Raw genomic sequence first — 19,597 nt, 5'->3', positions numbered from 1 at the left:
AGCTTGCCGTCGGGATCGATATAGGCGCAATTGCCGACCACCTGCTCGACCGGCAGATTGGTGTACTTGGCGATGATCTCCAGCAGCGGTCTGGTCTGCTCGTTGATCGGCGCGACGCCGTCCTTCATCGCGGTAAGGATGACGTCGTGATATTCGCGGTCGGCCTTGGCGAGCGCGCCTAACAGTTTTGTGACCAGCGCCTTGTTGGTCAGCGTTCTGGGCGAAGCGAACACGGCGCCCACCTGCCACGGCGTCTGGTCACCGACCCAGCCCAGGAACTTGGCGCCGCCCTCGTCCATCAGCTTTCGCGCCGTGGAGATCGGCAGCAGCGCGGCATCGACGGTCTCGCCCTTCAGCGCAGCGGCCGCATTCGACAGCGATTGCAGCGGCACGATCTTCACTTCGGCGAGCTTGAAACCGTACTTGTCCGCGAGCAGGCCGAGCGAATAGTGAAAGCTCGATCCGACCTGCGTCATCGCCACACGCTTGCCGGGCAGGTCCTTCGGGGCCTTCAGACCGCTGGCATAGGCGGCGTTGCTGGCGAAATAGCCGATCAGTGGATAGCCGGGCTTCTCGCGGCTCATGCCGCCGATCACCTTCAGCACGCCCTTGCCGGCGAGATTGTAGAGGCCGGCCGTGAAGGCGGTAACGCCTAAATCCACGTCGCCCGAGGTGGTGGCGACCGCGATCGGCTGCGCTGCGTCGAAGAATTTCAACTCGACCTCAAGGCCCGCCTCGCGGAAGTAGCCCTTGTCCTGCGCGATGAAGACCGGCGCGGAGGACGACAGGCGGAGCACGCCGATCCTGGCCTTCAGCGCTTCCTCGGCCCGCGCCGAGCCCATCGCCATGATCGCCACCAGGCCCGCTATCGCGAGCCGCGCCATCCCGATCATTCCAATTCCTCTCGTGGTTGACTCGCGGCCGCTACAGGCCTTCAGGCCGCGCCTGGTCCTGCCCGATCAAGACACCCCGTTGTTTCAACGTTTCCTGCAATTTTTCAATGCGATTTCGCGTGAATCCCCTTTCCGGACCGCGCAGGCACGGCGGCGGAACCGGGTCCTCCGTCGATCAGCCCGGCACGTCCCGTCATCGCAGGATGACGGGTTGCTCCCGGTCGCCGGACCTGAGACAACGGCGGGGATGGATTCGATGATCGTCAAATTCTGTTTCGCGACCCTGATCGCCCTCGTGGTCGCGACTGCACCAGCTTTCGCTCTTGAGCAGAACTGCCGCTTCATCCAGGCCAAGCCTGATCGGGAGGCATGCTACAAGCGCCAGGAGGACGAGCTCGCGGCCAGGCGCAGGCCGGAGCCGCGGCGCGAAAACACTGCGCTCGAATCGCTGCGTGAGATGCGGCAGGACGACGATGCGGTCTATCGCAGCATCAACACCATTTGCCGCGGCTGCTGACGCCTGGGCCGCCGCCACAGGCGCTGTTGACCTCCGGCTGGTTCAACGTGACGGTCGCGGCCCGCGTTCATCGCGGGTGCGCGGCACCGGGTTGGCAGTCATCGGCCGTCGCTTCGGTCGTTTGTTGGGCACTATGGCCGAGGCCGCGTCGCTTGATCCATAGCTTTCCAGCGTGGGGCGGCCGCGTCCATCGCATGGCGGCTTGTGTCATGCTGGCACGGGGCGGCATCAAGGGACAGGACTCATCATGCGTATCTGCATTTTCGGCGCGGGCGCCGTCGGCAGCCATATCGCGGTCCGGCTGGCGCGCGCCGGCCATGAGGTCAGCTGCGTGATGCGGGGGGCGCATCTCGAGGCCGTGCGTGCGAACGGCCTGAAGCTGCGGGTCGGCGATTCCGAGGTTTCCGCCAAGGTCAACGCCTCCGGCGATCCGGCCCAGCTCGGCCCGCAGGACGTCGTGATCTCGACGCTGAAGGCCACCGCCCTGACTGGCCTCGTGTCCAGCATCAAGCCGTTGCTGCAGGACGACACCGCCATCGTGTTCGCGCAGAACGGCATTCCCTGGTGGTACGGCATCGGCCTGCCGCCGCGGCACCCGACGCCGCCGGACATCTCCTTCCTCGATCCCGGCGGACGCTTGCGCGCCTGCATCCCGAAGGAGCGCATCATCGGCGGCGTGATCTTCTCCTCGAACGAGGTGACCGCGCCGGGCGTGGTGCAGAACCTGACGCCGGACCGCAACCGCCTCCTGATCGGCGAATGCGACGACCGCCATTGCGAGCGCATCACGAAGCTGCGCAATGTCTTCAACGAGGCGCGGCTGGAATCGCCGCCGGTGGCGGAGATCCGCGAGGCGATCTGGTCAAAGCTGCTGACCAACATGTCGCTTTCGGTGCTGTGCCTGCTCACCGGCCAGACCGCACGCGGTGTGCGCGACGACCCGGCCTTTGCCGAAGTGATTCCGCGCATGCTGAACGAGGCCAACGAGATCGCGCAGCACTTCATCCCCGAGGTCAAGCGCGTGACCCGCAGCGGCCCCGCGCCCAATCACAAGCCGTCGCTGCTGCAGGATTACGAGCTCGGCCGTGCCATGGAGATCGACGTGCTGGTGAAGGCACCGCAGGCCTTCGCGCGCACCGCCGGCCTGTCCACGCCGACGCTCGACCTGATCGCCGCGCTGGCGATTCAGAAGGCGCGCGACAAGGGGCTGTATGCGGCGTGAGCTTCAGGAGAGCTCGTCGATCCAGGCCGCCAGTGAGTCGAGCACTTCCGTCAGCGCTTCTTCATTGGTCCGGCCCGACTTTTTCAGCACCGCGAAGGAATGATCGCCGCCTGCGATTTCATGCAGCGCCGCCCTCGCGCCGAGCCTCTCGATCACGGGCTTGAAGTGGCCGAGATCGGCAAGCTCATCGCGCGTGCCTTGCAGGAACAGCATGGGGATTGCGATGCCGGCGAGATGCTCGGCGCGCTCGGACGAAGGCTTCTTGGCGGCATGGAGGGGGAAGCCGAGGAAGGCGAGCCCTCTCACGCCCGGCAGCGGCGATTTCGACTGCGCCTGCGAGGTCATGCGGCCGCCGAACGACTTGCCGCCGGCGACGAGCTTCAACCCGGGACAGAGCCGCGCCGCCTCCTCGACCGCCGCGCGGATCGCGGCATGCGCGACCGCCGGCTGGTCAGGACGGCCCAGCTTCTTCTCCATGTAAGGGAAATTGAAGCGGAACGTCGCGATGCCGCGGCTCGCGAGTCCCTCCGCCGCCTTCTCCATGAAGGAGTGCCGCATATCGGCGCCGGCGCCGTGCGCCAGCACGTAGCAGGCGCGCGCATGGTCCGGCTGCGTCAGGATCGCTGAGACGGTGCCAATGCGCTCAATATCGAGCTTGAGCTCGCGCCTCTGGACCAAGAGTGGATGTCCCCGATGAGTCACGCAAGAGATACCCGCGCGATCGCGATCTGGAAACATCAATCTTCGTACTTCATCGGCGCGCATGGCGTAACGCGCGGAAGCCCTCAGCTGACACGCCGCTCCCGTCCTTCCCAAAACGGCTTGCGTAGCTCGCGCTTCAGCACCTTGCCGGCACCGGACAGCGGCAGCGGCGTCTCGGTGATCTCGATGCTGCGCGGACATTTATAGCCGGCAATCAACGTCTTCGTGAACTCGATCAGCTCACCGGGCAAGACCTCGACACCGCTGCGCTTGACCACGACGGCGTGGACCTGCTCGCCCCATTGCTCGTTTGGCACTCCGATGACCGCGCATTGCAGCACCGACGGATGCTGTGCCAGCGCGTTCTCGACCTCGACGGAGTAGACGTTCTCGCCGCCCGAGATGATCATGTCCTTGACGCGGTCGACGACATAGATGAAGCCGTCCTCGTCCATGTAGCCGCCGTCGCCCGTGTGCATCCAGCCGTCGACGACGGCGCGCGCGGTCTCCTCCGGCCGCTCCCAATAGCCCATCATCACGGTGTCGCCGCGCACGACGATTTCGCCGACAGCGCCCGTCGGCACGGGTTGGTCGTTCTCGTCGACGATCCGCACCTCGCAGCCGAGCGTGGCGCGGCCGGCGCCGCGATGACGCCCCTTCCGGCGTCCCTCCCCGACATGCTCGCCGGAATGCAGCAGCGTCGCGATCGGCGACAATTCGGTCATGCCGTAGGCCTGGGTGAAACGCACATGCGGCAGTGCGCGCGCGGCACGGTCGAGCACCGCCTCGCTGATCGGCGAGGCTCCGTAGATGATGTGCTTGAGCGACGACAGGTCGTACTTTCCGATCGCGGGATGATCGACGAGCATCTGGATCATCGTGGGCACCAGCAGCACGTCGGTCACGCGCTCGTTCTGCATCGCCGCCATCACGCCTTCGGGCGTAAAACCTTGAACGATCACGTTCGAGCCGCCGGAGAGCAGCAGCGAATACATCGCCGCGCCATTGGCGAGATGAAACATCGGCGCCGCATGCAGATAGGTCGTGCTCGCCGGAAACAGCCCCTCGCCGAGCGCATTGAGCGCATTGGCCATCAGGTTCTGGTGGCTGAGCATCACGCCCTTGGACCGCCCGGTGGTGCCGCCGGTATAGAAGATGCCGGCGAGATCCTCGCCCTTGCGCATGGCATCGGCCACGGGCGCGCTGCCGGCGACCAGGTCCTCGTAGCTCTCCATCCCCGCCGGCACCTCGCCGTCGTCGGCGTAGATCAGCTTCAGCCCCGGAATGGCGCCGGCGAGCTGCGAGCCGACCTGTGCGAAGGCCTTGTCGACCACGAGCACGGCGGCGCGGCAGTCGCGGAGCGCATCCTCGTTCTCCAGAGCACTCCAGCGGATGTTGAGCGGCACGATCACGCCACCGGCCCAACCCGTCGCGAGGTAAAGCTCGAGGTAGCGGTCCGAGTTGAAGGACAGCACGGCGACGCGATCGGCGTCCCGGACGCCGCGCGAGCGCAGGCCGCCGGCCAGCCTGGCAACGCGTTCGCCGAGCTCGCCCCAATTGCGGCGCCGCTGGCCATAGACGGTGGCGAGCCCGTTCGGGTTGATCTGCAGCGCGCGCCGCAGCCCATGCGTGATGTTCATCCGGTTCCTCCTCCTGTACGCTTCTTCCCTATAGTCCCGCGCGTTGAGTTGCGCCGTTGCGGCGCCCTCGGCGTCTTCTTTGTGATTTGCTGCCGGCTCTCGGTTGCCAGGCCTTCCGTCAGCCGAACCGTAAACTCGTCCGCGATCTCGGTCGGCGAGAGCTCGCCGTCCCGTTGATACCAGTGACCGATCCAGTTGAGCGCGCCCGCGATCGCGAAGGCGGCGAGCTTGGGATCGCATGGCTTGATCGAGCCGTCGGCCGTGCCCGCGGCGATGTATCGCCGGAAGGTGGCGTCGATCCGCTTCTTGGCGGCGCGCGCGACGGCGGCGTTCCGCTCGGCCAGATCGCGCAGGTCGAAACGCACCAGGCTCGCGCCGAAATCGGTCGCCATCAGCGCGGTATAGGCGTGAACCAGCTTGCGCAGCTTGGAAAGGCCCGAACCCCCGCCGGCGTTGATCTCGGTGATCACGCTGTCGACCAGCTCGGCGCCCATCGACCAGCATTCGAACAGGATCTCGTCCTTGCTCCGGAAATAATTGTACAGCGCCGGCTTGGTGATATTCAGCCGCTCGGCGACTTCGTTCAGCGTCACGCGGTGATAGCCCTGCTCCAGGAACAGCTGCACGGCGGCGCGCAGCACCGCCTCGCGCTTCTCGTCGCGGGCCCGGCGGCGGCTCTCGAACGGCAGCCAGGGCGATGGCGATGAGGGTGGAACGGGCGGCGCTGAATCCATGTTCGGTCGGTTGACTCTCGCGGGCATCGACCGATATGTTACCCGTGGGTAAGAAAAAGTCCAATGGGTAATTTATTTGGAGGAAGCGATGTCTGACGTGATCGTCGCAGGGGTCGGCATGATCCCCTTCGCCAAGCCGGGGGCCAGCGCGCCCTATCACGAGATGGGGACGGAGGCGATCAAGCTGGCGCTCGCCGATGCCGGCCTCGGTTACGACAAGGTGCAGCAGGCCTATGCCGGATACGTCTACGGCGATTCCACCTGCGGGCAGCGCGCGCTGTATCACGTCGGGATGACCGGCATTCCCATCGTCAACGTCAACAACAATTGCTCGACCGGCTCGACCGCGCTGTTCATGGCGCGGCAGATGATCGCGAGCGGCGCGCTGGACTGCGTGCTGGCGGTCGGCTTCGAGCAGATGAAGCCGGGCGCGCTCGGCAGCGTCGACACCGACCGCCCCAGTGCGTTCGAAGAGTTCGACGCGGCTGCCGACCAGCTGATCGACGCTCCCGGCATTCCGCTCGCGCTGCGCTATTTCGGCGGCGCCGGGCTCAGCCACATGAAGAAATACGGCACCCCGCTCGACGCCTTCGCCAAGGTGCGCGCCAAGGCAAGCCGGCACGCCAAGAACAATCCACTCGCACTCTTCCGCAAGGAAGTCAGCGCGGAGGACGTGATGAACGACCAGGTGATCTGGCCCGGCGTGATGACGCGCATGATGGCGTGCCCGCCGACCTGCGGCGGCGCCGCGGCCGTGCTGGTGTCGGAGCGGTTCGCGGACAAGCACGGCATCGGCAAGAAGGTGCGCATCACAGCGCAGGCGATGACCACCGACACGCCCTCGGCCTTCAAGGCCGGCGACATGATGCAGCTGGTCGGCTACGACATGGCCAAAGAGGCAGCAGGCCGCGTCTATGAAAGCGCCGGCATCGGGCCCGACGATCTCGACGTCGTCGAGCTGCACGACTGCTTTGCCCATAACGAGCTCATCAGCTACGAGGCCCTGGGTCTCTGCGGCGAGGGCGAAGCCGGCAAGTTCATCAATGACGGCGACAACACCTATGGCGGCCGGATCGTGACCAATCCGTCCGGGGGATTGCTGTCGAAGGGGCATCCGCTCGGCGCCACCGGCCTTGCGCAGTGCTACGAGCTGACGCGGCAGCTGCGTGGCACGGCCGGCTCAACTCAGGTCGAGGGCGCCAAGGTCGCGCTCCAGCACAATCTGGGCCTCGGCGGCGCCTGCGTCGTCACGCTCTACAAGCGGCATTGATCGGCATGGTCGATCAGTCCGCCGTAGGGCGCAGCTTCACGCCCGTCACCGCGCGCGTGGAGCCGGGCCGTCTCCGCTACTTCCTCAATACGCTGGGTGAACAGAACCCGGTCTACCGCAACGCGGATGCGGCGCGGACGGCCGGATTCACCGGCATGCCGGTGCCGCCGACCTATTTGTTCTGCCTGGAGATGATGGACGTCGACGACCCATTCGAAATGTTCAGCGCGCTCGGCATCGATCTCGCCCGCGTGCTGCATGGCGAGCAGAGCTTCATCTACCACGCGCCGGTTCTGGTCGGCGACACGCTGACGTTCCGGCCGCGCGTGGCCAGCGTGACGGACAAGAAGGGCGGCGCAATGACGCTGATCGGGATCCGGTGCGAGGTGACCAACCAGGACGGCGTGCATGTCGCCGATACCGCGCGCACCATCGTCGTCCGTAACGAGGTGGCGTCGTGATGGCATCCGCAGACATCAAGGCTGGCGACCGCATCGTCCACAAGGTCTTTCCGCCGATCACCCGCCACACGCTGGCGCTCTATTGCGGCGCATCGGGCGATCACAATCCAATCCATGTCGATATCGACTTCGCCAAGGCGGCCGGATTTCCTGACGTGTTCGCCCACGGCATGCTGGTGATGGCCTGTCTCGGGCAGGCGCTGACAGATGCGGTGCCGCCCTCGAAGCTCCGCAGCTTCGCGACCCGGTTCGTCGCGATTACCCAGCTCGGCGCCACGCTGACTTGCGAAGGCACCGTGACGGAGCTCTTCGCCGAGGGCGGCGAGCGCCGTGCACGGCTCGCGCTCACCACCCGGGACGATCGCGGCGAGGTCAAGCTCGAAGGCAGCGCTGTCGTCGCGCTGTAACAGCAAAGGAACTCATTCGAATGGCAAAACTGCAGGGAAAGGTCGCGCTCGTCACCGGCTCGGGCCGCGGCATTGGGCGTGCGATCGCACTCAAGCTGGCGCACGAAGGCGCCAGGGTCGTCGTCAATGACCTCGACGCCGAGCCCGGAGACGCCCTGGTGGCGGAGATCAAGGCGCTCGGCGGCGACGCCGTCGCCATGAACGGCAGCGTCTCTGAGGCGGGTTTTGCCGACCGCTTCGTCGGCGCCGCGCTGGACAAGTTCGGCGGGCTCGACATCATCGTCAACAATGCGGGCTACACTTGGGACTCCACCATCCAAAAGATGACGGACGAGCAGTTTCAGGCCATGCTCGACGTCCATCTTGTCGCCCCGTTCCGCATCCTGCGCGCGGCCGCCGAGCCGATCAGGGTGTTTGCCAGAAAGGAAGCAGAGGAAGGACGCGAGGTGTTCCGCAAGGTCGTGAACATCTCCTCGATCGCAGGCCTCTACGGCAATGCCGGTCAGGCGAGCTACTCATCGGCCAAGGCCTCGCTGATCGGGCTGACCCGGACCATGTGCAAGGAGTGGGGCCGCTACAAGGTCAACGTCAATTGCGTCGCCTTCGGCCTCATCAACACCCGTCTGACCCAGCCGATCGAGGCCCAGCAGAAGACCATCGACGTCGCCGGCCGCGACATCAAGGTCGGCGTTCAGCCGCAGATGCTGGAAGCCATGTCGCGGATGATCCCGCTCGGCCGCGGCGGCACGCCGGAAGAGGCCGCCGACGCCGTCTATCTGTTCTGCAGCCCGGAATCCAATTATATCAGCGGTCAGGTGGTCGTCGCCGGCGGCGGCCTGATTGTCTGAGAGCGAGGCGCTGATGCAATACCGATCGTCGTGGATGACCGAAGAGCTGGACACGTTCCGCGACCAGTTCCGCAAATATCTCGCCAAGGACCTGGCGCCGCACGCCGAGAAATGGCGCGAGCAGAAGATGGTCGACCGCTTCGCCTGGCGCGGGCTCGGCGAGATGGGCGCGCTGCTGGCGAGCGTGCCGGAGGAATATGGCGGCCTCGGTGCCACCTTCGCCTATGACGCAGCGGTGCTGGAAGACCTCGAAAGCACGGTGCCGGAGATGACGACGGGCGTCTCCGTGCACAGTGCCATCGTCGCGCATTACATCCTCAATTACGGCTCGGAGGAGCAGAAGAAGCGCTGGCTGCCGAAGATGGCGTCCGGCGAGATGGTCGGCGCCATCGCCATGACCGAGCCCGGCACCGGCTCGGACCTGCAAGCCGTGAAGACCACGGCGAAGAAGCAGGGCAATTCCTACGTCATCAACGGCCAGAAGACGTTCATCACCAACGGCCAGGCCGCCGATCTCGTCATCGTGGTCGCGCGCACCGGCGATGCCGGCGCCAAAGGCATCTCGCTGATCGTGGTCGAGACCGCGGGCGCGGATGGCTACAAACGCGGGCGCAACCTCGACAAGATCGGCCTGCATGCCTCCGACACGTCCGAGCTGTTCTTCGACAACGTCGCGGTGCCGCCGGAAAACCTGCTCGGCAAGGAAGAGGGCCAGGGCTTCGTCCAGCTGATGCAGCAACTGCCGCAGGAGCGGCTCGCACTCGCGGTCGGCGCCGTCGCCTCGATGGAGCGCGCGGTCAAGCTCACCATCGACTACACCAAGGAGCGGAAGGCGTTCGGCAAGCCGCTGATGGACTTCCAGAACACCGCCTTCACGCTGGCCGAGCGCAAGACCGAGGCGATGATCGCGCGCGTGTTCGTGGACTGGTGCATCGAGCGCCTGATCGCAAAAGACCTCGACACCGTCACGGCGTCGATGGCGAAATATTGGTGCTCGGAGAAGCAGGTCGAGACCGCCGATGAATGCCTGCAACTGTTCGGCGGCTACGGCTACATGCAGGAATACCCGATCTCGCGCATCTTCATCGATTCCCGCATCCAGAAGATCTATGGCGGCACCAACGAGATCATGAAGCTGTTGATCGCCAGATCCCTGTAGATCAGGTTTCTGTAGATCATCGCGCCCGCCAATCGCGCGGCCGGCAGCCGAGGCGCTGCTTGAAACGCCGGGTGAAGTGGGAGAGATCCGAGAAACCCCAGTCGAACGCGATGGCGCCGATCGCACGATCCGCCATCGCGGGATCGGCGAGATCCCGCGCCGCGCCGTCGAGCCGGTGGGCCATGACGTATTCGGTGAAGCTCGAGCCCGATCGCGCCAGCAGCTTGTGGACGTAGCGCTCGCTGATGCCGACGGCGCCGGCGACATCGGCAACGGCAAGGCCGGGCTCGCGAAGCCGGCGATGAATGGCGCGTTTGAGCGCCAGCGTGGTTGCGTCGGCAAGACTCTCGGACTCCGCAGCGCCTGCCCGGCTGAGCCGAGACAAGCTCACGGCGACCAACTCGATCAGGACGCGGAACAGCCGCACGCCTTCGTCTTCAGTCATGCGCAACGCCCCGTCGCTGAGCGTGCGCGCGGTCTCCACGATGAGATGGCCGACGAAGGGATCATCTGAGACGCGCGTTGCTCCGACGTCGAACGAGGCCGGCAACCGTTCGCGCAAGAGCTCAGCCGGTACCCAGAACGAGGCAACGCGCAATTGCGGCCCGCGGTCGTGCAGAAGCGCGAACTGCCGATCGCTGTCGAAGATGCCGACCTGTCCCGACGAAAGGCTGATCTCGCGATCATCCTGCAGGATGCGGCAGCGGCCGGCCAGCTTCAAATTGAGGTAGAAGCAGCTGCGGTCGGATGCCGAGATGTCGGCCGCGGAACGCCGCACCACGTGCTCGGGAAAGCTGACGCGGTTGATCGCTGCATCGCCGAGACGGATGTGCTCGACGCTGGCTGGAAAGCCGGCTGCCGCCGCCGGCTCCGGCGTCAGATTCATGAAGGCCTGGCAGATCGCCTCGCGATAATAGGCGAATTGCTCGGTCGACCGCACGCCCGCAGTATTCCAGGCCGATTGACGTGACGGAATGGCGCGCTCGATCTGCTGCATCGGTTCACTCCGAGACCAATCCGGTTCACTCACAGCCAAGCGCCAAGCCAGCCGCCAGTCCACAATTGACGCGCGGCAGCGACGCACCGGCCGGATTAGCGCGGCCTCGATCTAACCATATCCTCGGGAGGAGCCACAACATGTCGACCTACGTTCTCGTCCATGGCGCCTGGCACACCGGTGCCGAGTTCGAGCCCGTGGCCGCCCCGATCCGTGCGGCCGGCCACCAGGTCCATACCCCCACCATCAAGGGCAACCGTCCCGGCGACGCCAAGACGACCGGGCTCAAGGAGGCGATCCAGTCGATCGCCGACTATCTCGCCGAAAACAATCTCAAGGACGTCATCCTGCTGGGCCATTCCTATGGCGGCATGATCATCACCGGCGTCGCCGACCTCGCGCCGGAGCGCATCCGCCGCCTGGTCTATTGGAATGCCTTCGTGCCCAACAATGGCGAATGCCTCAACGACATGGTGCCGCCGCACTATATCGGGCTGTTCGACGCGATCGCGGCCGAGCGCGGCGACGGCTCGGTGGTCTTGCCCTTCCCGATCTGGCGCGAAGCCTTCATCAACGATGCCGATATCGAGCTGGCGCAGCGCGCCTTCGACGTCCTCAATCCGCATCCACTGGCGACCTTCACCGACAAGATCGCGCTCAAGACCAATCCGGCCGAGATGCCGCTGGCCAAATCCTACATCAACTGCACCGAGGATACCGCGATGCCGCACAGCCATCCCTGGCATCCGCGGCTGTCGGAAAAGCTCGGCCTGTTCCGCCTGGTGCAAGTGCCGGGAAGCCACGAGCTGTGCTTCTCCGATCCGGCGCGGCTCGCCAAGGCGATCATGGAGGCGGGACGCGACTGACGGCCGCCCTGGGCCCGCTCGCGATCGTCGGCCGCTCAATTCGGATGCCACCAGCGCCCGCCGATGACGACGCCTTCGGACACGATCTTGCGGTCGCCGATCAAATGCTCGCCGACGACGTCCTCATAGTCGAACTGGCCCTGCTTCACCGTAACGAGCGTGGCGTCGCCGACGCTGCCGGGCTTCAGGCTGCCGAGTTCGGGACGCCGCAGCGCCATCGCCGCGTTCACGGTCGAGGCCGCGATCACATCCGGCAGCTCCATGCCCATGCACAGGAACTTCGACATGGTCGTGACCTGGTCGTAGGCCGGGCCATCGATGCAGAGCTGATGAATGTCGGAGGAGATGGTGTCGGGATAGAAACCGTTGGCGAGCATCGCGCGCGCGGTCTTGAACGCGAACGAGCCCTTGCCGTGGCCGATATCGAACAGCACGCCGCGCTCGCGCGCGTCCAGCACCGCCTTCTTCACAGTGCCCTGCGCCGTCGCCGGCGTGTTCGGGAACGGACGGAACGCGTGGGTCAGCACGTCGCCGGGGCGCAGGCGGGCGAGCACCTCCTCATAGCTCGGCGGCGGATGGTCGATATGCGCCATCAAGGGCATGCCGACCTCGTTCGCAACCTCGAGCGCGATATCGAGCGGCACAACCCCCGACGTGCCCGAGGAGTGCAATCCGACGCGCACCTTGATGCCTACGATGAGATCGCGATTGGCATCGGCCACCTTGGCCGCCTCGATCGGATTCATCAATCGTAGCTCCTCGCTCTCGCCGACCATGATCCGGTGCGAGAAGCCGAAGATGCCGGCATGCGAGACGTGCAGGTAAGCGAGAATGCGGACCTGGCTCGGCTCGATCACGTGCTTGCGGAAGCCGGCGAAATTGCCGGGCCCGGCGCTGCCGGTGTCGACCGCCGTGGTGACGCCGGAGAGCCGGCAGAACTCCTCAGCATCGATGCCGAGCGAGGTGCCGCCCCAATAGACATGGGTGTGCAGATCGATCAGTCCGGGCGTCACGATGAACTGCGAGACGTCGCGGACCTCGGTGCCCGGATCAGCCTTGAGCCCGGTGCCGATCGCCGCGACCTTGCCGCCGGCAAAGGCGACATCGGTCACGGCATCGAGCTTCTGCGAGGGGTCGATCACGCGGCCACCGCGCAGGATCAGGTCGAAAGGCATTGGGGTCTCCGGATGCGGTGGGTGAGGCGATCGATGGCAAGTCGACCTAGGAAAGAAGGCCTTGTTCCTAGCAAATCCTGCGCCGGAGAGCTTGTCGCCTGGTGGTGACGATTGATGTCAGGCAATGGTAATCCCGGCAGGGCTCAAACATGGAGCTACAGCTTAGGAAGCCGTTCAACAGGCCGTTAATCAATAGGTTAAGGACAAATACTTGGCGTGGCTGATCAACGCAACACGCAAGACGGCGTTGACTTGGCGGCCACGACGAGCCAGATTTTGCGTTGGCATCGTAGCCCACCAACAGATCAGGAGCAGGCTTGCGGTCCCGCCGTCTCGATCTGGAATCCGTTGCCGGATGGGAATGCAACGCAGAAGCCGTTCGAAAGAGCGAACTCCATGTCACGAGGAGAGGGGCGAACCGACAGCACGATCATCATGCTCGCACGCGGCGAACTTTGTCGGTAATCAAGCAATTGCCCCATCGCGGCTCGAATCGCAAAACGAGCCGTGTCGGGAGTACTCGGCTTAACTTCGCAGAACACTGGAATCCCGGAGTCACGATAACGAAGATCCACACCTCCGACGTTCGGAAGGATGTCCTTCTTCTCGGACTTCCTAAGAAACTCCTCGAAGCGGTTTTGCAACCGATCGTGCAGCGGGCTGACTTTCACTTCGAACCGCTCGACGTACCTCATGTACGCCTTCTTCGCGGGCGCCGGTGTCCGCTTCCCGTTCATCGTCTTCGGCCCGACGACATGCATGACGTCCTGAACGAACGCAGCCGCACGGGCCAAGTCGAATTTGATCATCCCGCCTTCGTCGTAGATTCCCAGATAGCACTCATAACCATCGTAGTACTCAACAAACGAGCTCAGCAAAGCGCGCTTGGCGGGACGCTCCAGCAGCCTCCATCTGAGCCCCTTCGAGAACCTCGCGTCGGTCAATTCGGTCTTCGCACGCAGACTGCTAGGCAGCCGCTCGTTCAATTCGACAATCTCCTGCTTCCGGTCGATAGGCAGCCAAAATCCTGTCCAGATCGTGTGATTGTCCAAGCCGAGACTACGGTCGATACAGATACCTAGCGACGGACGGCCGATCCAATCGGCGAGCGAAATCCACCAACCGTCAATCTCCTTCAGGCGCTCGGGTGTCCTCGCCCGCCTGAAGCGGAGAGGCAGGCCTAGAGCTTTGAGTTCGCTTGCGAGATCAGTCGCGACTGTCACAAGCGTAAGCTTGGGCGTCAGTTCCATTTTTGATATTCCTTCTGCCTAGGTCGGACTACCCTCTCTCGCCTAGCAAAACAGCAGCGACCTAAAAGGACGCGAAGCCGACTGTCCGGCTAATTCGTATCCTGGCGAGAAGCGCTCGTTTTCTTAACAATCGCGTTCTCGCAACAGCGTCCGCTCAGCCGATGCTTCTCTTTGTTGGATCGGCGGGCCGCCGAGCCCCAAGCGCGTAACCCATCTTCGGACGTGCATCACAAGGGATGGATCGCCGAAATAGGCGTAAGTGATGAGCCTGTGTTACTTCTCTAGGCCGTCGGATCAGTCGGCAGACAGCCTGTATTCGAATGCTTCAACGGGAAGGACTGTAGCCTCGTCCATTCTCTTCTTCGTATCCGGCAACATTGGTAGCGTCATTTTGAAGTACTGGCGAACAGCGCCATTTATACCCGCCAAGCAGGCTTTGGACTTTACCCAATTCTGCGGGCTAAAAACTCGATTGCCAACTTGCGGTTCATTTGCTGCCGTCTCCAACGCCATATTAAGGCACAAGCCAGCTACTTTGACGATCTCACCCACCATGTTGTTCTGCTGAGCAGCCTCTAACGATTTGCTTGCGTTCGGCACGCGATCTGGCTGGTTACTCGAAATCGCAAAACACATGGCAACTGCGTATAGGTGATGGTAGGGCGCGTAAGCCTTCATCGCCAACAGCGTTTCATTCAGGCTAAGTGGATTTTCGGGAATCCACGTTGCTTGCACTTCCTTCATCCACTCGTTAAGCGCAAACACGTTTTCTGGCGGATAATCTTTATTTCTAAACAGCGTTTCAAAATACTTGTCGAATATCTTCGTCTCACCGTATGAAAGGTTGGGCCTCAGGGTTTGCCACGCGACTAGCGTTTTGGCGAACGACGATAGCTCGATGATCTGCTTCTTGTTCTTGTCTGCCGGAGCCGTCTCTCCCCGCTTTGTGATGAAATAGCCGGAAGGATAGCGCAGTTCATAAGCCTTCTTAATAGCCAGCACACGCTTGTCATTGCTGCGTAGATCGCGCGCCTTCACCGCGCTCTGCGAGTTGGTATAGATTGAAATTCTGTCGGCACGATCACGTTGCGGAATTTCGTAGAAGCGAAACAAGATGAAGGCGTCGTCAACGCTCTTCACGGTCTCACTGCATGATAGAATCGTATTTAGCGACTGACATCCATTGACGATGCTTAATCCATGCATTGAAAGCGTATTGCCGTCCAAGCTCATTTTATTGCAGAGCGCGGTCACGCCGTTATGGAAAAAGAAAAAATCGCTGCGTTTGTCGCCCAAGATCGTACCACGAATACCTTTGTTCACTGCATTGCTTGTACCAAGACTTTGGCGCACGTTCTTCTGAAACAGCGTACCGTCCTTTATCCCCGGAAGTTTTACGCACTCCTTCAATGGCAAGGCAGCAATAAGCACAGGCGTCCCAGCGACTTCATGATACATGTACTGCACGCCGGCCAGAGCAAGCTTATAGTTGATGCTCGGATTGTCCGCCTCAAGAGCGTAGTCGTACCGGCGCTTCAGCTCGTCAGAGTCGATGACGTGAATGCTCGCATCGAACGCTTCGTTCTCGCTCAGCTTTGCAAGCTCCTCTTGGAACGCTTGAAGATCGTGCTGAGCCGCTTTCGTCAGATTGCCCGTTGTAAGTAACTCAAACGATATCTCGTAATCATCTTCCAACGCAGCCGCCAATTCGGGAAGCTTTCTCGCAAGCTTCTGGCTGGCTACGTTTTGAAGTCGCGCCAGATTTTTGATTTGAACCCAAGAAGACAAGACTTCTCGCAAAGGTTCGGCGTCAACCGTGCTGGCTTGAACAAATTTACCTTGCACAATCCGAACCAAGGATTGGTCATCGTCCACTATAATCGCATCAATCTGTTTGTCGTCTGGCCCATCTGTAATATCGTCACGGGTCTGGTTCATGTCTCGGAACAAGATGTTCCGAAGATACCAAGCAACAAAGCGCTGCCCATCATTTGGAAAATTTTGTAAGAAATAGTCAGCCGCAATTTGCTGCTTAATTAGTTCGAACATAGCCCCTCCGAATCGAAACCAATTCGCCAAAAAGTTGTATTACGGAAGAAACGCGAACAATAGCAAGAAGTGGCCACCGACTGTCTAGTGGTTGTCGGGCGCTGGAAAATGCGGGGCTTGTCGACAAGAGCGCGCGTGCAAAATTGGCGTCACCCTGGAAGCACTGGAGCAAAAGATTTGGTGAGCCTCTCGTCCTGACTAGTTGCTGTCAGAAGCTATCAAGCACCGCGCATCGGAGCCCACTGGCCGCTGCTCGCAGAAAGCGAGTTCACGTTCGACCGGTCAACTTGAGTAATGGCGATCCCGGCATGACTCGAACATGCGACCTACGGTTTAGGAAACCGCCGCTCTATCCGGCTGAGCTACGGGACCGCGGAACCCGCCGGCGAGGCGGGTTGCCTGGGGTCTACATATCAAAGCGAGGGCCGAATCGGAAGCCCTCGCCTCGATCAAAGCGGCCGTCGGCCGCGCGCCTACGCCTTGATATTGTTGTCCTTCACCACCTTGCCCCAGGTGGCGACCTGCTTGTCGAAGAAGGTCTTGAAGGCGGCGCCGTCCTGGAGCAGCAGCGTCATGTGCTGCGTCTCCTTCAGCTGGGCGGCGGTCGCGGGCTCGCTCAGGATCTCCTTGGACGCCGCCGCGAAGGCCGCGACGACATCCGGCGGCGTGCCCGTGGGGGCGAAGATGCCCCACCAGGCCAGCGTCTCGAAATCCGGAAAGCCCGCCTCGATCGCAGTCTGCGTCTCAGGCAGCGCCGGCAGCCGCTCGCGGCCGAGTTGCAGGACCGGATGCAGCATATTCGTGCCGAGCTGGGCGGCGACCAGTGCGGCCGATCCCGCGATGAGGTCGACATGACCGCCGAGCACGTCGTTCATCGCCGGACCGCCGCCGCGATAAGGTACGTGCATGATCTCGACGCCGGCCTTGCTGCCGAGCACGGTCATGGCGAGATGGCCGAGCGTGCCGATGCCGACCGAGGCGTATTTCACCGCGCCCGGGCTCGCCTTGCAGGCCGCGACCACGTCGGCAAAGCGCTTGTAGGGCCGGCCGGCGCCGGCTGCGATCACGTAAGGCGCGGTGCCGATCAGCAAGACCGGCATCATCTCGCGCTCGACATCGACCGGCGGCTTGTCGAGGATCGACGGGATCACGGCGTGGGAATCGAAGGTGACCAGGAACGTCGTGCCGTCGGCCGGGCTCTTGGCGACCTGCGCCGCGCCGAGCGCGCCGGCGGCGCCCGATTTGTTCTCGACCACGACGATGCGGTTGAGCTTGGTTTGCAGGCTGCTCTGCAGCAGCCGCGCCATGGCATCGGTCGATCCGCCCGGCGGAAACGGCACCACCAGCGTGATCTTGCCGGCCTGCGCCATCGCGGGCGTCAATGCCAGAATGGCCGGTGCGGCCAGCAGCGTGCGTCGCGTGATCGTCATGGTCCCCTCCCTTTGTTGTTGCGCCCGGCTTATTGCTCTTTGGCGCTTTCAGGTCGTTCCGAAGCCCGACCCTGCTTTTCTGTATTCTGGCCGAGGTGGACTGAAGATGTCCAGCACGCGGGCTCCCTCGGGGCCGGCGCGCATGGTGTGCGGCACGTTGCCCGGCGTGCGCCAGAAATCGCCCTTCTTCACCGCGATTTCCTCGTCCCCCTGGACGCGGATGGCGGAGCCGTCGAGCAGCACGCCCCATTGCTCCTCGGGGTGATGATGCAGCGTGCCCTGCGCATGCGGCGCCAGCGTCACCACCGACAGCATCGCCTGCTCGCCGGAGAAGATGCGCGTCGTCACGCCCGCCGCGAGTTCGCGAAACAGCCCGTCGCTGGCGTCATCGAGATTGTGAAATTCTTCCTTCTGGCTCACGCCGTCCTCCCTTTGCGCTGGTCTGATCAGGATTTGCCGTACGAGCCCTGGTAGCGGCCCTCGCGGATTGCCTTCAGCGTTTCTTCTTCGCGGGCGACCTGGGCGCGGACCGCCTCCAGCAGCGCGGCGGCACCGGCGGCGGGAAACGACACCACCCCGTCTTCATCGCCGACCACGATGTCGCCGGGCGAGATCACGCTGCCGCCGATCGTGACGGGCACGTTGATCTCGCCGGGGCCGTTCTTGTAGGGGCCGCGATGGATCACCGCGCGCGCATAGCAGGGAAAGTCGTCCGCCGCGAAGGCTGCGACATCGCGGATCGCGCCGTCGATGACGTAGCCTTCCGCTTTGCGCCACTGCGCGATGTTCTTCATGATTTCGCCGACCAGCGCGCGGCTCTCGTCCCCGCCGCCGTCGACCACGATCACGTCGCCCGGCCCGACCAGGTCCAGCGCGCGGTGGATGGCAAGATTGTCGCCGGGGCGCGTGCGCACGGTGAAGGCGGTCCCCACCAGCTTGCCGCCGTGGTGATAGGGCTTCAAGCCGACCGCGCCCGGCAGCCGCGCGAGATTGTCCGAGATCACCGACGTCGGCGCGCCCCTGAAACCCTCGATGATCTCGGCCGGCGGCTTCGGCACGCTGTTCGCCGCGATGGTGATCGTCATGTCAATCCTTCCCTGCTCGTCTCATTCGGCATGCGCCCGCGCCTTCGACGGCAAGATCCGGAAGGCGCGCCCCTCCTTCATCCACGCCGCGCGCTCATCGCGCAACAGGGTGCGGCGAACTTTTCCGGAATCGTCGCGCGGCGGGGCGCTGACGAACTCGAAGCTTTCGGGATGCTTGTAGCGGCTGAGCCGGTCCTTGAGGAAATCCGCCATGCCGTCGGCAATGGCCATGCCGTCGGCATCGGGCTCCGGCTCGATGATGGCATGCACGCGCTGGCCCAATTCCGGATCGGGCAGGCCCACCACGACACAAGAGCGCACGCCGGGAGCCTCGGACACCGCGGCCTCGACCTCGGCCGGATAGATGTTGGCGCCGCCGCGCAGCACCATGTCGGCGAGGCGGTCGCCGAGATAGAGATAGCCTTCGGCATCCAGCCGGCCGATATCGCCGAGCGATTCCCAGCCGTCGGCGCGGCGCTTCGGCTCGGCGCCGAGATAGTGATAGGTGGCGTCCTTGCCGTCATTGTTGAGGAAGTAGATCTCGCCGGTCTCGCCCGGCGCGACGTCCTTGCCGTGCTCGCCGATGATGCGTAAGCGCGCCATATCGCCGATCCTGCCGACCGAGCCCTTGTGCGTCAGCCATTCGGTGCCGGAGATGATGCAGGCGCCCTGTCGCTCGGTGCCGCCATAGAGCTCCCACACCCGCTCGGGTCCGAGCCAGGCGATCCAGTTCTCCTTCAGCCATGGCGGCATCGGCGCGGCCATGTGGAAGACCGTCTGCAGGCTCGACAGGTCGTAGGAGTTGCGCACGCTCTCCGGCAGCGCCCAGATCCGGTGCATCATGGTCGGCACGAAATTGACCCATTGCACGCGCTCGCGCTCGATCTGGCGC

20 protein-coding genes and 1 tRNA gene are annotated in these 19,597 nt (G+C 63.6%); 8 read left to right on the top strand and 13 right to left on the bottom strand.

Annotated elements, in window-relative coordinates; translation table 11 throughout:
• Positions 1–893 (bottom strand): ABC transporter substrate-binding protein (locus tag JHD07_RS10595; RefSeq protein ID WP_291621724.1); only part of this gene is annotated, 893 nt, incomplete at its 3' end.
• Here JHD07_RS10595 and JHD07_RS10590 point away from each other — a divergent pair.
• Both JHD07_RS10590 and JHD07_RS10585 read left to right on the top strand, forming a co-directional pair.
• Positions 847–1,410 (top strand): hypothetical protein, encoded by a 564-nt coding sequence (locus tag JHD07_RS10590; protein ID WP_291621722.1) that lies wholly within the window; start codon positions 847–849, stop codon positions 1,408–1,410. The genes JHD07_RS10595 and JHD07_RS10590 overlap by 47 nt on opposite strands.
• 247 nt (positions 1,411–1,657) lie before the next feature.
• Positions 1,658–2,632, top strand: a complete 975-nt coding sequence (locus JHD07_RS10585; RefSeq protein WP_291621720.1) for a ketopantoate reductase family protein — start codon at positions 1,658–1,660, stop codon at positions 2,630–2,632.
• A 3-nt stretch (positions 2,633–2,635) separates the two neighbouring features.
• Here the strand turns inward: JHD07_RS10585 and JHD07_RS10580 are convergent, their stop codons facing one another.
• The 3 genes from JHD07_RS10580 to JHD07_RS10570 form a co-directional block, all read right to left on the bottom strand.
• Positions 2,636–3,310 carry an alpha/beta family hydrolase gene (locus tag JHD07_RS10580; RefSeq protein ID WP_291621718.1) on the bottom strand — a complete coding sequence of 225 codons (675 nt, stop codon included), beginning with the start codon at positions 3,308–3,310 and terminating at the stop codon, positions 2,636–2,638.
• A 107-nt stretch (positions 3,311–3,417) separates the two neighbouring features.
• Positions 3,418–4,974 (bottom strand): long-chain fatty acid--CoA ligase, encoded by a 1,557-nt coding sequence (locus tag JHD07_RS10575; RefSeq protein WP_291621716.1) that lies wholly within the window; start codon positions 4,972–4,974, stop codon positions 3,418–3,420.
• Positions 4,971–5,708: a TetR/AcrR family transcriptional regulator gene (locus JHD07_RS10570; protein ID WP_291621714.1), complete on the bottom strand. Its 738-nt coding sequence runs from the start codon at positions 5,706–5,708 to the stop codon at positions 4,971–4,973. The genes JHD07_RS10575 and JHD07_RS10570 overlap by 4 nt, the downstream gene beginning before the upstream one ends.
• 88 nt (positions 5,709–5,796) lie before the next feature.
• On the opposite strand from JHD07_RS10570, the gene JHD07_RS10565 reads away from it, so the two are divergent.
• The 5 genes from JHD07_RS10565 to JHD07_RS10545 are packed head-to-tail and all read left to right on the top strand — an operon-like array spanning position 5,797 to position 9,853.
• Positions 5,797–6,978, top strand: a complete 1,182-nt coding sequence (locus JHD07_RS10565; RefSeq protein WP_291621712.1) for a lipid-transfer protein — start codon at positions 5,797–5,799, stop codon at positions 6,976–6,978.
• Between the two features lie 5 nt (positions 6,979–6,983).
• Entirely contained in the window at positions 6,984–7,439 is a 456-nt protein-coding gene (locus JHD07_RS10560) for a MaoC family dehydratase N-terminal domain-containing protein (protein WP_291621710.1), read from the top strand.
• Positions 7,439–7,846 (top strand): MaoC family dehydratase, encoded by a 408-nt coding sequence (locus JHD07_RS10555; protein WP_291621726.1) that lies wholly within the window; start codon positions 7,439–7,441, stop codon positions 7,844–7,846. Before JHD07_RS10560 ends, JHD07_RS10555 begins: the two co-directional genes overlap by 1 nt.
• A gap of 20 nt (positions 7,847–7,866) precedes the next feature.
• A complete protein-coding gene (locus tag JHD07_RS10550) occupies positions 7,867–8,694 on the top strand; it encodes an SDR family oxidoreductase (RefSeq protein ID WP_291621708.1) in 828 nt (275 codons plus the stop codon).
• Positions 8,695–8,707: 13 nt separating this feature from the next.
• The gene (locus JHD07_RS10545; protein ID WP_291621706.1) at positions 8,708–9,853 is read left to right on the top strand and encodes an acyl-CoA dehydrogenase family protein; all 1,146 of its coding nucleotides are present in this window, start codon (positions 8,708–8,710) and stop codon (positions 9,851–9,853) included.
• 16 nt (positions 9,854–9,869) lie between these two features.
• Here JHD07_RS10545 and JHD07_RS10540 read toward each other — a convergent pair whose 3' ends face one another.
• Positions 9,870–10,850 carry a helix-turn-helix domain-containing protein gene (locus JHD07_RS10540; RefSeq protein WP_291621704.1) on the bottom strand — a complete coding sequence of 327 codons (981 nt, stop codon included), beginning with the start codon at positions 10,848–10,850 and terminating at the stop codon, positions 9,870–9,872.
• Between the two features lie 140 nt (positions 10,851–10,990).
• Here JHD07_RS10540 and JHD07_RS10535 point away from each other — a divergent pair, with 140 nt between their 5' ends.
• Complete coding sequence (locus tag JHD07_RS10535; RefSeq protein WP_291621702.1) at positions 10,991–11,716, top strand: alpha/beta hydrolase; 726 nt, start codon at positions 10,991–10,993, stop codon at positions 11,714–11,716.
• Positions 11,717–11,751: 35 nt separating this feature from the next.
• Here JHD07_RS10535 and JHD07_RS10530 read toward each other — a convergent pair whose 3' ends face one another.
• The 8 genes from JHD07_RS10530 to JHD07_RS10495 all read right to left on the bottom strand — a co-directional run.
• Positions 11,752–12,891, bottom strand: coding sequence for an amidohydrolase/deacetylase family metallohydrolase (locus JHD07_RS10530; RefSeq protein WP_291621701.1), 1,140 nt, complete (start codon positions 12,889–12,891; stop codon positions 11,752–11,754).
• 305 nt (positions 12,892–13,196) lie between these two features.
• Positions 13,197–14,141, bottom strand: a complete 945-nt coding sequence (locus tag JHD07_RS10525; RefSeq protein ID WP_291621699.1) for a hypothetical protein — start codon at positions 14,139–14,141, stop codon at positions 13,197–13,199.
• A gap of 294 nt (positions 14,142–14,435) precedes the next feature.
• On the bottom strand, positions 14,436–16,190 hold the full coding sequence (locus tag JHD07_RS10520) for an AIPR family protein (RefSeq protein ID WP_291621697.1): 1,755 nt from the start codon (positions 16,188–16,190) through the stop codon (positions 14,436–14,438).
• Positions 16,191–16,485: 295 nt separating this feature from the next.
• Positions 16,486–16,562 (bottom strand) — tRNA-Arg (locus JHD07_RS10515).
• 101 nt (positions 16,563–16,663) lie between these two features.
• Complete coding sequence (locus JHD07_RS10510; RefSeq protein WP_291621695.1) at positions 16,664–17,620, bottom strand: tripartite tricarboxylate transporter substrate-binding protein; 957 nt, start codon at positions 17,618–17,620, stop codon at positions 16,664–16,666.
• 48 nt (positions 17,621–17,668) lie between these two features.
• Positions 17,669–18,040: a cupin domain-containing protein gene (locus JHD07_RS10505; protein WP_291621693.1), complete on the bottom strand. Its 372-nt coding sequence runs from the start codon at positions 18,038–18,040 to the stop codon at positions 17,669–17,671.
• A 26-nt stretch (positions 18,041–18,066) separates the two neighbouring features.
• Entirely contained in the window at positions 18,067–18,705 is a 639-nt protein-coding gene (locus JHD07_RS10500) for an RraA family protein (protein WP_291621691.1), read from the bottom strand.
• A 21-nt stretch (positions 18,706–18,726) separates the two neighbouring features.
• Positions 18,727–19,597, bottom strand: an 871-nt coding sequence (locus JHD07_RS10495; protein WP_291621689.1) for an AMP-binding protein, incomplete at its 5' end; no start/stop codon positions are given.

Origin of the sequence: Bradyrhizobium sp., from assembly GCF_016462955.1 — a bacterium.
GTDB lineage: Bacteria > Pseudomonadota > Alphaproteobacteria > Rhizobiales > Xanthobacteraceae > Bradyrhizobium.
The sequence above is the reverse complement of the archived record's forward strand: the minus strand, read 5'-3'. Positions and strand labels throughout refer to the sequence as shown.

Coding starts and splice junctions, on each gene's coding strand:
- JHD07_RS10570 (WP_291621714.1), bottom strand. CDS start 5,708: ATGGATTCAGCGCCGCCCGTTCCACCCTCATCGCCATCGCCCTGGCTG.
- JHD07_RS10575 (WP_291621716.1), bottom strand. CDS start 4,974: ATGAACATCACGCATGGGCTGCGGCGCGCGCTGCAGATCAACCCGAAC.
- JHD07_RS10510 (WP_291621695.1), bottom strand. CDS start 17,620: ATGACGATCACGCGACGCACGCTGCTGGCCGCACCGGCCATTCTGGCA.
- JHD07_RS10545 (WP_291621706.1), top strand. CDS start 8,708: ATGCAATACCGATCGTCGTGGATGACCGAAGAGCTGGACACGTTCCGC.
- JHD07_RS10590 (WP_291621722.1), top strand. CDS start 847: ATGATCGCCACCAGGCCCGCTATCGCGAGCCGCGCCATCCCGATCATT.
- JHD07_RS10530 (WP_291621701.1), bottom strand. CDS start 12,891: ATGCCTTTCGACCTGATCCTGCGCGGTGGCCGCGTGATCGACCCCTCG.
- JHD07_RS10525 (WP_291621699.1), bottom strand. CDS start 14,141: ATGGAACTGACGCCCAAGCTTACGCTTGTGACAGTCGCGACTGATCTC.
- JHD07_RS10550 (WP_291621708.1), top strand. CDS start 7,867: ATGGCAAAACTGCAGGGAAAGGTCGCGCTCGTCACCGGCTCGGGCCGC.
- JHD07_RS10500 (WP_291621691.1), bottom strand. CDS start 18,705: ATGACGATCACCATCGCGGCGAACAGCGTGCCGAAGCCGCCGGCCGAG.
- JHD07_RS10520 (WP_291621697.1), bottom strand. CDS start 16,190: ATGTTCGAACTAATTAAGCAGCAAATTGCGGCTGACTATTTCTTACAA.
- JHD07_RS10540 (WP_291621704.1), bottom strand. CDS start 10,850: ATGCAGCAGATCGAGCGCGCCATTCCGTCACGTCAATCGGCCTGGAAT.
- JHD07_RS10585 (WP_291621720.1), top strand. CDS start 1,658: ATGCGTATCTGCATTTTCGGCGCGGGCGCCGTCGGCAGCCATATCGCG.
- JHD07_RS10560 (WP_291621710.1), top strand. CDS start 6,984: ATGGTCGATCAGTCCGCCGTAGGGCGCAGCTTCACGCCCGTCACCGCG.
- JHD07_RS10555 (WP_291621726.1), top strand. CDS start 7,439: ATGGCATCCGCAGACATCAAGGCTGGCGACCGCATCGTCCACAAGGTC.
- JHD07_RS10535 (WP_291621702.1), top strand. CDS start 10,991: ATGTCGACCTACGTTCTCGTCCATGGCGCCTGGCACACCGGTGCCGAG.
- JHD07_RS10565 (WP_291621712.1), top strand. CDS start 5,797: ATGTCTGACGTGATCGTCGCAGGGGTCGGCATGATCCCCTTCGCCAAG.